This is a genomic window from Chryseobacterium contaminans (assembly GCF_001684955.1).
GTDB classification, from domain to species: domain Bacteria; phylum Bacteroidota; class Bacteroidia; order Flavobacteriales; family Weeksellaceae; genus Chryseobacterium; species Chryseobacterium contaminans.
Genome location: NZ_MAYF01000101.1, coordinates 1 through 14,967 on the forward strand (window position 1 = coordinate 1; position 14,967 = coordinate 14,967).

The window sequence follows — 14,967 nt, forward strand, 5'->3', positions numbered from 1 at the left end:
TCAATGGGAATCCGAAGAAATGGACAATATTGAAAAATATGTTGGTGAAACCCGCTTTAAAAACGGAAAATTCAACCTTGCCAAAGAACTTTTCAACGAACTGATTTTCTCAGAAAACTTTGAAGAATTTTTAACCCTTAAAGCATATCCTTTTATATAAATTGAGAATCGGAGGCTTGAGTGTTTAGAATCTGAATTTTTACATCTGTTGATAACTACCCTAAACCTCGTATCCCGCATCTCGAACCTCATAACTCAACAAACAAAATCCAAATATTATGAAAACAAGACAAGAACAAATCCAGGCTTTAGAGCAAGATTGGCTGACAAATCCACGCTGGAATGGTATAAAAAGACCTTATACGGCAGAAGAAGTATTGAAACTTCGTGGTTCCTACAAAATTGATTATACCATTGCAACAGAAATGTCTAAGAAATTCTGGGATAAATTAAATACCCAGGATTATGTGGCTGGACTTGGGGCTTTAACAGGTAACCAGGCTGTGCAGGAAGTAGATGCAGGGCTTGAAGCAATTTATCTTTCAGGATGGCAGGTGGCTGCAGATGCCAATTTATCCGGAGAAATGTATCCGGATCAGTCTTTGTATCCGGCAAACTCAGTGCCTTCTGTAGTGAAAAAAATTAACAATGCTTTATTGAGAGCAGATCAGGTTCAGTCTGTAAGTGGAGCTGGCAATAAAGAATATCTTGTTCCTATTATTGCAGATGCCGAAGCTGGCTTTGGAGGAAACCTGAATGCATTTGAACTGATGAAACAAATGATTGAAGCAGGTGCTGCCGCTGTACACTTTGAAGATCAGCTTTCTTCAGCTAAAAAATGTGGACATTTAGGAGGAAAAGTATTGGTGCCTACGCAGGAAGCTGTTAATAAATTGATTGCAGCACGTTTGGCAGCAGATGTTTTGGGGGTTCCAAGTCTTATCATTGCAAGAACAGATGCTGATGCAGCAGACTTGCTTACTTCAGATATAGATGACAGAGATAAAAAGTTCGTAACAGGAGAAAGGACTTCTGAAGGGTTTTATGTAGTTAGAAACGGAGTAGAACAAGGGATAGATCGTGGCTTGTCTTATGCACCTTATGCGGATCTGATCTGGATGGAAACTTCAAATCCGGATTTAGAACAGGCAAAAAGATTTGCAGACGGAATTCATGCACAATTTCCCGGAAAAATGCTTGCCTATAACTGTTCCCCTTCATTCAACTGGGCAGCTAAATTAAGTGTGGAGGAAATGTCTACTTTCCGTGAAGAGTTGGCGAAAATGGGCTATAAATTCCAGTTTATTACCCTGGCTGGATTCCATGCTTTGAATACAGCAATGTTTGAATTGGCTTTAGCGTATAAAGAAAGAGGGATGGCCGGATATTCAGAACTTCAGGAACGTGAATTTGCTTTGCAGGAAAAAGGATTCAGAGCGGTAAAACATCAGTCTTTTGTAGGAACAGGCTACTTTGATGAAGTTCAGAATATTGTTACCAACGGATCTTCTGCTACTGTAGCGATGAAGGATTCTACAGAAACAGCACAGTTCCATTAAAATTCAGTTTTTTGCATTATACATATTTTCGAAGCTCTCTCCGTTTTTTGGAGGGAGCTTTATGTCAATGAGAATTGTTATGAAAAAAATGGGTACTATCGTTGTTTATAACAATATTTATATCTAAAAAAACAGAATGATTGTAAATGAAAAATTATATTATATTTGGGCACTGAAAAAAAGTGAATTTTCAAAAAAAATTATATATCATAATGAAACTAATTAAATTATTTTTTATTGCAGCTGGGTTAACTTTAACTGCGAATGCTGTAACTGCTCAACAGAAAATCGGAAGCGTAAATACGGCAGATATTTTTGATAATATGGCTGATGTAAAAGCAGCCGGTGATGCTGTTGATAACCTTACGAAATCTAAACAAACTGAAATTGATAAAGTTATCAATGAATATCAGACTAAATTAAAAGCAGCACAGGAAAAAGAAAAAACATTAACTACAGCTAATAAAGATGCTGTAACTAAAGAGTTGGTTGCTGCACAGACAGAATTGGATAATCTGGGTAAAAAAATAGAAGATGCAAGAGCGCAGGCTGCTAAGGAAATTTCTAATAAACAAAACGAATTGTTTACTCCAATACAGCAAAAAGTAAAGGATGCTATTTATGCAGTGTCTAAAGAAAAAGGTCTGAACTATGTATTTGATATTTCAGCGCGAGGTTCAAATCTTATTTACACTGAAGGAGGAGAGGATATTACTGAAGTGGTAAAAGCAAAACTAGGTGCTTCTGCTTCTAAGCCGGCAGTAGGAAAAGCTAAAAAATAATTTCAATCTATTGAATATTGCAAAACGGAATCAGATCAGTCTGGTTCCGTTTTTTTATACACTAAATATGAATTTTGTAGAGAGAATCATGGGAAACCTTTTATTTTAAATCCTAAATTTGAGTAAAATTTCAATGAGATGAGTTTAGTGTATGAAAAACAGATCAAAATAACAGAACAGCATATCGATCAGAATAACCATGTCAATAACGTGCAATATGTACATTGGGTAGAAGAAGTAGCCGCTGAACATTGGGATCTTTTAAAACATAAAACAGAGTATGAGAATGATGTGTGGATGCTTCTGGATCATCATATCCGTTATAAAAAGCAGGTATATCTTAATGATGTAATCACTGTGAAAACTTATCCACAGGATCCGGAAGGCGCTAAACAGCCGAGAAAAGTAGAGTTTTATTGCAATGATGAACTGGTAGTGGATTCAAGTACGCTTTGGATTCTGTTTGATACGGAAGCGAAGAAGATAAAGCGGTTGGAAAATGATTGGCTGGAGAGATTAGTCTTGAAAATTGATTAGAACTTAATTTGGTAATCATTGTAATAGAAACAGTCTTTTCTTTGTTAAGCGGTTTTGTCATATCTTTGCACTATGATACGTATTACAAAAATTTTTACATTCGAAACAGCCCACGTACTGTACAACTACGATGGGAAATGTAAAAATATGCATGGACATTCCTATAAGCTGTTTGTAACAGTAAAAGGGAAACCGATTAATGATATTGATAACCCTAAAAACGGGATGGTAGTGGATTTCGGAGATATCAAAAGTATCGTAAAATCTGAGATCGTAGACGTTTGGGATCATGCAGTGCTTTTAAATGCACTCACTCCCCATAAAGAATTGGGCGATGATCTTGAACAGAAAGGCCATAAAGTAATCTATTGCAGCTTCCAGCCAACCTGTGAAAATATGCTGTATGCTATTGCAGCCAAAATAAAATCAAGACTTCCGGAAGGAATTTCTCTCGCCTATCTTAAACTTCATGAGACGGAAAATTCTTATGGAGAATGGTTTGCAGAAGACAATCAATAATAATTATCCCATAAAGCTCACAAGGTGTTAAAAACAAAAATTAATTTAGAACCTGGAAAAAAAGTATACTTTGCTTCAGATCAGCATTTCGGTGCGCCTACTCCTAAAGAAAGTAAGGTACGTGAAGAAAGATTTATACGATGGATGGATCAGATCAAAGAAGATGCACAGGTTTTATTTTTAATGGGTGACCTTTTTGACTTCTGGCATGAATGGAAACATGTAGTGCCCAAAGGATACGTTCGTGTTTTAGGGAAAATTGCAGAACTCAAAGACAGAGGAATTCATATTTATTTCTTTGTGGGAAACCATGATCTTTGGATGAAAGATTATCTTGAAGAAGAAATTGGCTGTACCGTTTTTTATCAGAAACAGTATTTTGAAATGGGTGGGAAGCAGTTTCTGTTGGCTCATGGAGACGGACTTGGCCCTGGTGACAAAGGATACAAAAGAATGAAAAAAGTCTTTACCAATCCGATAGCACAATGGTTTTTCAAATGGCTGCATCCGGATATAGCGATGAAAGTGGCATTATATCTTTCTCAGAAAAATAAAATGATTTCAGGAGAAGAAGACAAAGCATTCTTAGGAGAAGATAAAGAGTTTCTTATCATTTACTCTAAAGATAAGCTCAAAAACCAGAAGATTGATTATTTTGTATATGGGCATCGCCATCTTCCTATGGTATTGGATTTAGGTCAAAATTCAAAATACATCAACTTGGGAGACTGGATTTCCTATTTTACCTATGGCGTTTTTGAAAAAGATTTTGAACTGAAGACTTTCGAGAAATAAACAAAAAAATTACCCCTAAAAAGAGGTAATTTGAGAATGAGTGGGGGACTCATTCTGTTTTTAATCCATATTCCGTTTAAGTACTTGCAAGAAGTTTACCAAAGTCATATTCTGATATTAAAAAAACATTAAATAAAAATATTTTATTCAAATAATTACTTTAATCAAAGGTAATAAGATGATTGAAAAAATTATGGAACCGAAAAAAATATTCAACATACAAACCGAACAGGATTTCCTGGATGCATCATTGAAAACATTTCGTTATCAGTATGAAAATGTTGAGATATACAGGAAATTTGTAGACTTTTTAAATATCAGTCCGGATGAGGTAAACGACTTGTCTAAGATCCCTTTCCTGCCCATTGAAATGTTTAAGAATCATCAGATTCTGGATAAAAATGTGACTGCGGACTTATTTTTTCAGAGCTCCGGTACTACACAGATGAATCTTTCCAAACACTTCATTGCCAATACGAATTTGTATGAAGAAAGTATTTACAAAAGCTTTGAACAATTCATCGGGAAACCGGAGGATTTTATTTTCCTTGGATTATTGCCAAGTTATCTGGAAAGACAGAATTCGTCTTTGATCTATATGGTAGATTATCTGATGAAAAAATCGGCAAAACCTGAAAACGGATATTTCCTTTACAATCATTCTGATCTTTTCAATCTTTTAAATCAGCTGCAGGATAAAAAAGTAATTCTTTTCGGAGTTTCCTTTGCTTTATTAGACTTCTTAGACTATTGTCATTCCGAGAGAAACGAGGAATCGCTAAGTATTCTTGAAAATCTAATCGTTATCGAAACTGGAGGGATGAAAGGAAGAAAAGAGGAGATGACAAAAGATGAACTGTTGAAAATTTTACAGGAAGGCTTCAAAACAGATAAGATTTATTCAGAATATTCAATGACGGAACTGTTATCTCAGGCCTATTCTCTTGGAAACAATGAATATCAATGCCCTAATTGGATGAGAATCAAAATCAGGAATGCAGAAGATCCTTTCTCTTATGAAAAAGAAGGCAGAACAGGAGCAATTAATATCATTGATTTGGCTAATACTCATTCCTGCTCTTTTATCGCCACTCAGGATCTTGGAAAAATAATAGGCGATAAGTTTCAGGTGCTGGGAAGAATAGATCACTCTGATATAAGAGGCTGTAGCCTGTTGGTGAGTTAAATAAGGTCTGTTTCGATGTGGTTTTTGAAGACTGTCTCGTATTTCAATCTGAAAATCTCTACCTAAACTTAAAATTATGCTTAAAATAGAAGAACTTGTTCACGCATACATCCATACCCAATGCGATTTTGAAAAAGAACTCGTACTCACTAACTATTTCCAGGCTGATTGGGAAGCAGATATTCTCATCATTGATGCAGAAGGAATCAGTCATGAGATTGAGATCAAGCTTTCAAAAAGTGACTTTAAAAATGACTTCAAAAAATCATATATCAATAAAGATACAGGTGAAAGATTTCTGAAGCATGATAAAATTTCCTGTGGAGATTATGTCTGTAATGCTTTCAGTTTCCTGTTGCCAATGGGAATGGTAGATTCCAGTCTTATCCCTGAACATTGCGGAATCATCGAGTTTTATCATAATGCAGATACATGGGACACAGAATTCTATCTTATCCGTCCACCCAAAAAGCTTCATGAAGATTCTTACTGGAAACTGAATGATAAAGACCTTTTCATCCGGAAAATGGCTCTCAATCTGCTTCAGCGTAAAATGGAGATCAAAGGAAAGCATGAAGAACTTATTTTCAAAAATCCTTTCGATCTTAAAAATAAAAAGTAAATTCTCAATCCTTTCATTCTAAATAGAAGTAAACAGATAATAATATAAATGCGTTGATAGGATCAAACCTAACCCTGTTAGGTTTATATAGCTCATTCACTTCATCAGCGACGAAGTCGCACTTCTTTTGCCTCCTAAAAATAATGCATCTCATCATAAAACTTTGCGTTTAAAAAAACAGCCTTATAAAAGCAAAAAATCCTGTCTGATGACAGGATTTTATAATTATGTATTTGTTCTGAAATTAATTAGTCAGCTACTTCCGCTGTATCTCTCTGAAGTAAGAACTTGTAGATCAACCCACCTACAATTCCACCAAGTATTGGAGCTACCCAGAACAGCCAAAGCTGTGACATCGCCAATCCGCCTGTGAAAACAGCCTGTGAAAGAGATCTTGCAGGGTTTACAGAAGTATTTGTGATAGGAATAGAGATCAGGTGAATCAAAGTAAGGGCAAGACCAATAGCGATTCCTGCAAACTTACCATTTGCCCATTTATCTGTAGCTCCCATAATAACGATAAGGAAGAAAGCCGTTAATAAAAACTCAGCCAGGAATGCCGCTCCCATGCTGAAGGCTTTTCCATTGTACACTGCTTCTCCATAGAAATTGGTAGCAAATGCTCCAGGTGCTGAGAAGTCTACAACTCCGGCTCCGTTAAGAATCGTATACAGACATCCTGCTGCAACAATAGCTCCAAGACACTGTGCCACAATATAAGGAATAAGGTCTTTTGCAGAAAATCTTCCACCTGCTAAAAGCCCGAAAGAAACTGCCGGATTGAAGTGACCACCAGAAATATGACCTACGGCATATGCCATCGTAAGAACAGTAAGACCGAAGGCCAGCGCAACCCCTAAAAGTCCGATGCCGATATCAGGAACACCTGCAGCAAAAACTGCACTTCCACAACCTCCGAAAACAAGCCAAAATGTGCCGAAAAATTCAGCAAAAAGTTTTTTTATCATATTGTTTATTTTTAAAATGTAACTCAAATGTAGAATTTATATCTTAAAGTAAAAAGTTAAAACTGAAAAAATATTTCAAAATTAGAGGAACAAAAATTGCAAATTCATCAAATTGGTTTGATGTTTGTTTGGGATTTATTAGGATACTGTTATGGTTGTTGTTCAATGAGCTAACATAATTGTTTTATCCTTCCTTAGTAATTTAAAGTGGTGGTTAATGAGAAAGTTTCTTTGTGTGGTCTTTGTACCTTTTATGTATAGTTTACATTATTCGCAGGCGGCAAAAAAAGTCCTTCCCTGTTATGATCTTACAACTGTTTTAAAGGTTGAGCCTACTGCTCTTTATAAGCCGCACCTTGATGCCTCCAAAAGTTTTGGGGTACAATTACTAAAAGACTCTAAAACCGTACAAAAGTATATTAATAAAGGGAAGTTTCATAAAATCAAGAAATCCGGAAAAGGATATCAGGTTCAGAAGCTTGATTATAGTAAAGCTTATATGGTTTCCAAAGCAAAAACCACGCTGGAGAATATTGGCTCAAAATTCAGTAAAGCTACAAAAGGGGCTACATTTACCGTTTCATCCATTACCCGTACATTGGAAGACCAGTGCAGGTTAAGAAGGGTGAATTCTAATGCATCATTGGGAATAAGCTCTCACAATTATGGAAATTCTTTTGATATTTCTTATATAAGATTCAATAATGTTCTCAAATATAATCCTAAAATGGAAGTGGCTTTGGAAAAAGTTTTAAAGCATTATGCAGATGCTGGTAGAATTTATTACATAAAAGAAAGGCAACAAAGCTGTTATCATATTACAGTGCGTAACTATTAATTAAATTCCTACTTGCACAGCATGTTTAGTTTGTATAATTTTATACAACTAAAAACCATGCTTATGACAACATTAAACATTGTAGATTATTTACTTCCTGTAGAAGAATGCAGATTGGCTGCAGATGAATGGAGTCTTTGCCGTTCTAATTATCCAAAAATAAAGGATCTAATTCCTACCACGTATGTTTTTACTATTTCTGATGGACCACTGGAGTGGATGAAAAGCTACAAAGATTATCCCGAATTTTGTGCTACAATAGGAATATGGAATGGCCAATTAATCCTGATTTTTTATCCCATGAATGAAAAAGGAGACCGAATTGACCAAAGGGAATATCCTTATTGCACCCTTGCAGAATTAACCAATGATGTAAAACTTCAGGAAATACAGGAATATACCATTGTTAAAAATTCGATCCTTTCCAAAGGGCTTGAAAAAATAGAAAAGAATGCAGATATGGCTTTTCCTATTTCCAATCAGCCTATTCTTGAACAGGATAAAGCTATTGAAGCTATTGAAAGTTGGAGAGAATCGGGGATGGATTGGTTTTACAAAGAATGTAATGAATCCAAAGGAATTGGAATTTTTAAAAGATTTTATGTTCCTACGGCAGATTTATGTCTTTCGGATGAAGGTCTGAGGGAAATTAAATGTTCTTTTGGGCTTAAATATAATGACGTGTATGGGAAAATGCTGGTGACACTTATTTTTATATCTTTCCGTGAAAATCTACAGAATGCAGAACGTGCCCAAATGATGTCTAATACTTATGACTGGGCGAAACCATGCCCGCCTATCTGTCGTATACCAGGAATGGAAGGTGAATTTTAAAATAATAAATCAAAGGAGTGGCAGATCTTTATAAGACGATTTTATTCCTGAACTATGGATTGCTTCTTACCGTCATTGTGTTGGGAGCTGTTAAATACCATATATTAAACCATAAAGAAAAGCAGTATTTTTATTGTATTGCTTTTCTGTTCTTTATTGAACTGCTGAATCTGGCGCTGCCTTATGTTTTCAGACTTAACGATACATCATTTCTCTATCCCTTCTATATTGGCGGAGAGTTTTTCTTACTTACAGGCTTATTTATTAGAAAGCTGGATTGGCCTAAATACCTTTTAGGATTGGGAGGTATAATTGCAGCGGGTTTTATGATCTCGAAATATGGATTTGATTATCCTGCTAATGCCGATATAGCCAAAGTTGTTTCCAATATAATAATTGTGTGCCTTTCAGGTATTACCTTGATAAGTGAGATCAAAAAAACATCTGCTCAGAATCGTTTTCTTTGGGTAGATGCCAGCATTTTTTTCTATTATTCTGTTTCAGTCTTTATTTTTATTATTCAGCATCAGATTGTTAACCTTTCAGAAAACAATTATTATATTCTTTTCACAGCCAATAATATTTTATCCAGTATTCTGTACTGTTCACTTTTATACACTTTCATCCGATTAAAGAAGTAACTTTAAATATTAACCTTTTGATCCTTATAATTGTTACCATAGCAATTATAGTATCCTTTATCATGCTTGCTTACAGGACATTTATAAGCAGGATTATGAAAGAAAAAAATACGCAGCATGAAGCCGAAGTTCTTCATCAGAAAAAGCTGGTGTTAGAGAACATCAAAGCACAGGAAGAGGAAAGAAAAAGAATTGCCGTGATGATTCATGATGATATAGGAAACAGATTGAATATTCTTTCCTTATGGCTCAATAATCTGGACACGAAAGGTGATGAGGTGATTAAAAAAAATATCCACAGCCAGATGTCTTCATTGGTGGATGCTGCAAGAGGTATCTCTCACTCACTATATCCCGTTAATCTGGAATCGGTGGGGTTGGTTTTGTATACGGAGGAGCTCATTGCTAATCTTTCCCATAAAGTTAATATTTCTTTGCAGGTAATGCCCGGATATGAAAAGAAAGACATCTTTGTGGAAGTACAGTTGTATCGCATTATTCAGGAATTTACCACCAATGTAATCAAGCATTCTAATGCCACAGACTTGTGGATTTATATAAAAGATTATCCGCAGACTATGGCAGTTGTTATCTCAGATAACGGGCAAGGGTTTGAATATGAAGAAGTAAAAAAAGGCATGGGAATCAAAAATATTGAATCCAGGATCAAGTCTATGAATGCCGTTCACAAATGGAAAAAATCTTTTTTAAATAAAGGAAGTCGTTTAATCATTAAAATTCCGAAATATCATGAGTTCCCAAATCAAAATAGCACTGATTGATGATGAACAGCTGATCCTTGAAGGGGTAAAAATGCTGCTGTCTAATGAAAAAAATATATCTGTATCACTTACCGCAGATAATGGTCCCGATTTTATAGAAGATCTGGGGAAGCTTTCAGAAAAACAGTTTCCTGATATTGCGCTGGTAGATGTTCAGATGAAGCCGATGAACGGTTTTGAGCTGGTAGAAATTCTTAAAGAAAAATATCCTGATCTTAAAATCATTATTCTTTCTTCCCATTATAAAACATCTATCTTAGGATATATGGTTAAGCTGGGAGTTTCAGCTTTTCTTCCTAAAAACTCAGATAAGAAAACATTTATTGATGCCATTACAATGGTTCATAAAAATGGAGTTTTCTTTACTGCTGAAGACCATCAGATGCTGTTTACCTATATGAATAGTTCTGCCAAGAAAAACTCCCTCTTTGAAACTGAAGATGAGCTGTCTGAAAGAGAAAAGGATGTTGTAAAGCTGATCTGCCAGGAATTTACCAACAATGAAATAGGAGAGAAGCTTTTCATCAGCCCCAGAACCGTTGAAAGCCACAGGCAGCGTATTCTAGAAAAAATTGGAGCCAAAAATACCGTGGGAATAGTTATTTACGCCATTGTGAACAATATTTACTCTCTTGAAAAAATATAACCCGATTCCGTAGAAATACGGAATTTTTTATTTGGTACTTTTCACTCTAGCCAGACTGCACTTTCTTGCGTTATTTTGAAATATCTCTTTTAGAGACTTTAATAAAAACATAAATGCACAGAGAAGATCTGTAATAAAAAATTAACAAAAGAATGAATGGCAGTAGAGTGATTTCCGTCGGAATTTTCTTTGACGGTACGGCAAACAATGGAATAAATGCACTTTCATCGGATAAACCACTGAATAATAACGAAAGCTATCATGGTGCATTCACCAATATCTATAAATTGTATAAATCATTTACCGGTAATGAAAAAATATATATTGAAGGAATAGGAACCGTTTCTGGTGCGGAAGACAGCAATTTTGCCATGACCACATGTGCAAATCCACCTTATGGAAAAGGATACTCATCAGATGATAAACTTCAGAAAGCAGAAGATTTTGTGGAGAAAACTATTCTTGATGGAGCCTATGAATATCATTTTTATTTATACGGTTTCGGAAGAGGAGGAATGCTGGCCGTTACTTTTAGTCATTGGCTTTTCTCAAATTACTCTTTAGATAAGATAAAAGTGAAATTTTTAGGTGCTTTTGATACTGTAGAATCAAAACCATTCAATACCTATGATTTAAATGTACCCCGGCAGGTAGAAAATGTACTTCATATATGCGCAGTGAACGAATGTAGATTCTTTTTCCCGCTGACAGGCTTTTTTGAAAATTCAAAAATGATGCAGGATTATAAATTCCGGAATTTTACTTCCGTCTGGAAAGAAATTTTTGTTCCGGGTGCCCATGCTGATATCGGTGGCGGCTATCTGGAAGGCCCGCAATCCGTATATATTTCTACAGATTTTGCCAATACAGATGACCTGATTACTTATGTACAAAATATAAGAAACAGAAAAATACATCCGGATGGAAATAAAGTGTGGGATGCCTTACTTTCAGAGTTCGGAGTGGAAAGAAAAGACGCTTTTTCTAAAGCTTATGTTTGTAGAGATAAAGTTTACAACGAGCTGTCAAAACTTTATGGGAGACTCATGCTGCAGGAAACTAATGCAATTTCTCCTGTCTTTATATCAGGAAAAGATTTTGAAATAGATTATCACAGGCATCCTGAATTAGAAGACTTGTATAAAGAAATGCTAAGTTATATAAAAGATCTTTCTACAAATAGAAAACCAGTATATAATTACAGAAAACTTGCTGATTATATACATATTTCAGCCAATTTCGGGCTTTATTATGAGGGCTTGTCAAAACGGTCAGAATATGAAACTAATGTTGAGCTTCTCAACAATGGTTTGAATGTTTCCAGCAGTACCATTATAGATCAGAAAAGCCATGCGAGACTTTCTGCCGAGCTTCATCTTCCTGAAGACAGCTTCGTAACCGATTTTTTGTATGGAACCAGTGTTCCTAATAATGATATCTGGACCCGTTCAATTATCAGGACTCCGGCAAAAAGGCTGGATGAAATTAATAATTAGTGTTAGTCCTTTTTAGTTTTAAATTTAGGTTGAAAGGGTATCTCATTTGATGCCCTTTTATATTTAAATTGGCAGGCCTGTTCACGATTCTCGTATTCATTTCTTTTTCCGTACTTTTGCACCGAAAATTCAATTATTCATTACTAATTATTAATTAAAATGCTTTCGGTTCAAAGTTTAGGATTACATCATTCAGGAAATTATTTATTTCAAAACGTAAATTTCACTATTAAAAAGGATGATAAAGTAGGGCTCGTAGGAAAAAATGGAGCGGGAAAATCTACTTTATTGAAAATGCTGTCCGGAGAAATTAATTTCTACGAAGGAGAAGTTGTAACAGAAGGAAGTATTACCATTGGTTTCCTGAAGCAGGACCTTGATTTTGTAAAAGGAAGAACGGTTTGGGATGAAACCATGCAGGCTTTTGAGCAAATTAATGCATGGAAGAATGAGCTTGAAGAGGTCAACCATCAAATGGCTACAAGAACCGATTATGAAAGTGATTCCTACACGGATCTGATTAATAAAATGACCGAGCTGAATGACCTTTTAATGAACCATGACGCCTACAACCTGGAAGGTGATATGGAGAAAGTGTTATTTGGTCTTGGATTTAAAGCTGATGATTTCCAAAAGATCACCGATGAGTTTTCAGGAGGATGGAGAATGAGAATCGAATTGGCAAAGCTGCTTCTTCAAAAGAATGACATCATGCTTCTCGATGAGCCTACCAACCACCTGGATATGGAATCCATCATCTGGCTTGAAAACTTCTTAAAAGATTATCCGGGAGCTATTGTTCTGGTAAGTCACGATAAACAGTTCATGACCGCCGTTTGTAACCGTACTTTTGACATCAATAATAAGAAAGTTGACGATTATAAAGCCAACTACACCAAATATCTTGTAATGCGTGAAGACCGCCGTGAAAAACTGATTCAGGCTAAGAAGAATCAGGATGCGGAGATCAAGCAGATGGAAGATAATATTAATAAGTTCCGTGCAAGTGCTACCAAAGCTTCTTTCGCACAGTCACTTATTAAGAAATTGGATAAAATTGAGCGTATTGAAGTAGATAACGAAGACGTTTCAAAATTCAATATCCGTTTCGTACAGTCTATGGTTCCGGGGAAAGTCATTTTTGAAGCTGTAAACCTTGGGAAAGCATATGGACAGAAACAAATCTTCGATAATGTTGATTTCATAGTTCAGAGAGGAGACAGAATTGCGCTTTTAGGACAAAACGGACAGGGGAAAACAACCTTAGCTAAAATTTTGGCTGGAGATATTAAAGATTATTCAGGAGAATGGAATCTTGGACACAATGTAAACATCGGATATTTTGCCCAGAATCAGGAAGAAGTTTTAACGCCTAATAAAACCGTTCTTGAAGAAGCCGAAGACGCTGCTACAGAAGAAACCAGACCTAGAGTAAGAGACCTGTTAGGATCTTTCCTGTTCCAGGGAGATGCCGTTACAAAGAAGACAAAAGTGCTTTCCGGAGGAGAAAGAAACCGTCTGGCGCTTTGTAAACTGTTACTTCGTCCTTTCAACACGTTGATTATGGACGAACCTACGAACCACCTTGATATTCAGTCTAAGGAGATCATTAAATTAGCATTGCAGAACTTTGAAGGGACGTTAATCGTAATCTCTCACGACAGGGAATTCCTTCAGGGACTTTGTGATAAAATCTATGAATTCCGTGATGGGAAAATGAAAGAATTCCTTGGAGATATCAACGAATATCTTGAATACAGACAGAAAGAAAGTATCAGGGAAATTTCTGCGGAAAAAGCGAAACTTCATGGTGAGGAAAAAGCTGAAGTAAAACCAAAAGTAGAAGAAAAACCTGTGGTTAGCAGTAGCCAGGCAACCAATATCATTACTAAAGAACAGAAAAATATTCAAAATAAAATCAAGAAAGTAGAAGAAAAAATTTCCGAGCTTGAAGGTAAAGTAGAAGAAATGGAAGCTTCTTTTGCTAAAGAAAATCCTTCCGAGGAAACTTTAGAAAAGTACAATAAAGCTAAAGAAGAGCTGGATAACGCTCTGCAGGAATGGGAATACTTAGGAACCCAGCTTGATTAATTAATCATATAAAAGCTTCATAATTTATTTTATGAAGCTTTTTTTTTGTAACAATTTACGATTCTTACTTACTTATCAATTGTGAGTCGTAAAAGTAATTTAATGGAAGTTGTAGCTGAAAATTAAATTATTTTCATAATTTTGAAGCATGATTAAAGAAAGCAGAAACTTAAAAAAGTTGATCTCCAGGCTATTGTTTGGAGTTTACTTCATTGCGCTGCTTTCTCAGAGTTTTCACCATCACGAATCTGTAGATTATTTTAAGGCGTTTAACTTTAAAAAAGTCGAAAATTCTGTAACGAAAGCTATTACTAAAGAGAAAGCGGGTGACTGTCTGGCCTGCCACTTTTTGGTGACCGGACACACATTGGCTCCTGAAGAATTCAGCTTTAGCTTTGAGCATTATACGCACGAAGTAAAGCAGATTATTGCTATTCAGGAAAAAATCTGGTCTCAGACCAAATTTACCTTTCAGCTTCGCGGACCGCCCGCAATTTCCTAATCAATACATTCTTATTGGGTTTACAACTCTATGTCATAGAGTTTAATGTTCAAGGTTTGAAGTTTAATGTTTAAAGTTGTTGAAAAAACAGCTGTTAGTTTGTGATGAGTAATGATGTTAGCTCAGAATACTCGGTCACTTATTTATTCCAATGTTTTTAGATCTAACT

Annotated in this window: 17 protein-coding genes; 16 read left to right on the plus strand and 1 reads right to left on the minus strand. The window is 35.6% G+C overall.

The genetic code is table 11. The features are described 5' to 3' along the window. Positions 1–19: 19 nt before the first annotated feature. From BBH99_RS23040 to BBH99_RS07325, 8 genes are all read left to right on the plus strand, one after another. Complete coding sequence (locus tag BBH99_RS23040) at positions 20–160, plus strand: hypothetical protein (RefSeq protein WP_394363547.1); 141 nt, start codon at positions 20–22, stop codon at positions 158–160. Between the two features lie 118 nt (positions 161–278). After that, complete coding sequence (aceA, locus tag BBH99_RS07295) at positions 279–1,559, plus strand: isocitrate lyase (RefSeq protein ID WP_066694003.1); 1,281 nt, start codon at positions 279–281, stop codon at positions 1,557–1,559. Positions 1,560–1,771: 212 nt separating this feature from the next. Then, complete coding sequence (locus tag BBH99_RS07300; RefSeq protein ID WP_066694005.1) at positions 1,772–2,341, plus strand: OmpH family outer membrane protein; 570 nt, start codon at positions 1,772–1,774, stop codon at positions 2,339–2,341. A 138-nt stretch (positions 2,342–2,479) separates the two neighbouring features. Next, positions 2,480–2,878: an acyl-CoA thioesterase gene (locus BBH99_RS07305; RefSeq protein WP_066694007.1), complete on the plus strand. Its 399-nt coding sequence runs from the start codon at positions 2,480–2,482 to the stop codon at positions 2,876–2,878. Between the two features lie 72 nt (positions 2,879–2,950). After that, on the plus strand, positions 2,951–3,397 hold the full coding sequence (locus BBH99_RS07310) for a 6-pyruvoyl trahydropterin synthase family protein (RefSeq protein WP_045500594.1): 447 nt from the start codon (positions 2,951–2,953) through the stop codon (positions 3,395–3,397). 24 nt (positions 3,398–3,421) lie between these two features. Continuing rightward, the gene (locus BBH99_RS07315) at positions 3,422–4,192 is read left to right on the plus strand and encodes a UDP-2,3-diacylglucosamine diphosphatase (RefSeq protein WP_066694009.1); all 771 of its coding nucleotides are present in this window, start codon (positions 3,422–3,424) and stop codon (positions 4,190–4,192) included. A gap of 193 nt (positions 4,193–4,385) precedes the next feature. Next, entirely contained in the window at positions 4,386–5,378 is a 993-nt protein-coding gene (locus BBH99_RS07320; protein WP_066694101.1) for a LuxE/PaaK family acyltransferase, read from the plus strand. A gap of 76 nt (positions 5,379–5,454) precedes the next feature. Beyond that, positions 5,455–6,000, plus strand: a complete 546-nt coding sequence (locus BBH99_RS07325; protein WP_066694012.1) for a hypothetical protein — start codon at positions 5,455–5,457, stop codon at positions 5,998–6,000. Positions 6,001–6,248: 248 nt separating this feature from the next. On the opposite strand, the gene aqpZ is transcribed toward BBH99_RS07325, so the two are convergent. Further along, on the minus strand, positions 6,249–6,965 hold the full coding sequence (gene aqpZ / locus BBH99_RS07330) for an aquaporin Z (protein ID WP_066694103.1): 717 nt from the start codon (positions 6,963–6,965) through the stop codon (positions 6,249–6,251). 220 nt (positions 6,966–7,185) lie between these two features. Here aqpZ and BBH99_RS07335 point away from each other — a divergent pair, with 220 nt between their 5' ends. From BBH99_RS07335 to BBH99_RS07370, 8 genes are all read left to right on the plus strand, one after another. After that, on the plus strand, positions 7,186–7,806 hold the full coding sequence (locus BBH99_RS07335) for a DUF5715 family protein (protein ID WP_066694015.1): 621 nt from the start codon (positions 7,186–7,188) through the stop codon (positions 7,804–7,806). Between the two features lie 63 nt (positions 7,807–7,869). Next, positions 7,870–8,640 (plus strand): hypothetical protein, encoded by a 771-nt coding sequence (locus tag BBH99_RS07340; RefSeq protein ID WP_228390763.1) that lies wholly within the window; start codon positions 7,870–7,872, stop codon positions 8,638–8,640. Positions 8,641–8,657: 17 nt separating this feature from the next. Further along, positions 8,658–9,281 (plus strand): hypothetical protein, encoded by a 624-nt coding sequence (locus BBH99_RS07345; protein WP_066694019.1) that lies wholly within the window; start codon positions 8,658–8,660, stop codon positions 9,279–9,281. 95 nt (positions 9,282–9,376) lie between these two features. Continuing rightward, positions 9,377–10,063, plus strand: a complete 687-nt coding sequence (locus BBH99_RS07350) for a sensor histidine kinase (protein WP_083188774.1) — start codon at positions 9,377–9,379, stop codon at positions 10,061–10,063. Then, positions 10,032–10,709 (plus strand): response regulator transcription factor, encoded by a 678-nt coding sequence (locus BBH99_RS07355; protein WP_066694021.1) that lies wholly within the window; start codon positions 10,032–10,034, stop codon positions 10,707–10,709. Before BBH99_RS07350 ends, BBH99_RS07355 begins: the two co-directional genes overlap by 32 nt. 152 nt (positions 10,710–10,861) lie before the next feature. Continuing rightward, on the plus strand, positions 10,862–12,205 hold the full coding sequence (locus BBH99_RS07360) for a T6SS phospholipase effector Tle1-like catalytic domain-containing protein (protein ID WP_066694024.1): 1,344 nt from the start codon (positions 10,862–10,864) through the stop codon (positions 12,203–12,205). 159 nt (positions 12,206–12,364) lie between these two features. Beyond that, a complete protein-coding gene (locus tag BBH99_RS07365) occupies positions 12,365–14,296 on the plus strand; it encodes an ABC-F family ATP-binding cassette domain-containing protein (protein WP_066694027.1) in 1,932 nt (643 codons plus the stop codon). Between the two features lie 148 nt (positions 14,297–14,444). Further along, positions 14,445–14,798, plus strand: coding sequence for a hypothetical protein (locus BBH99_RS07370; RefSeq protein ID WP_066694029.1), 354 nt, complete (start codon positions 14,445–14,447; stop codon positions 14,796–14,798). Positions 14,799–14,967 lie beyond the last annotated feature (169 nt).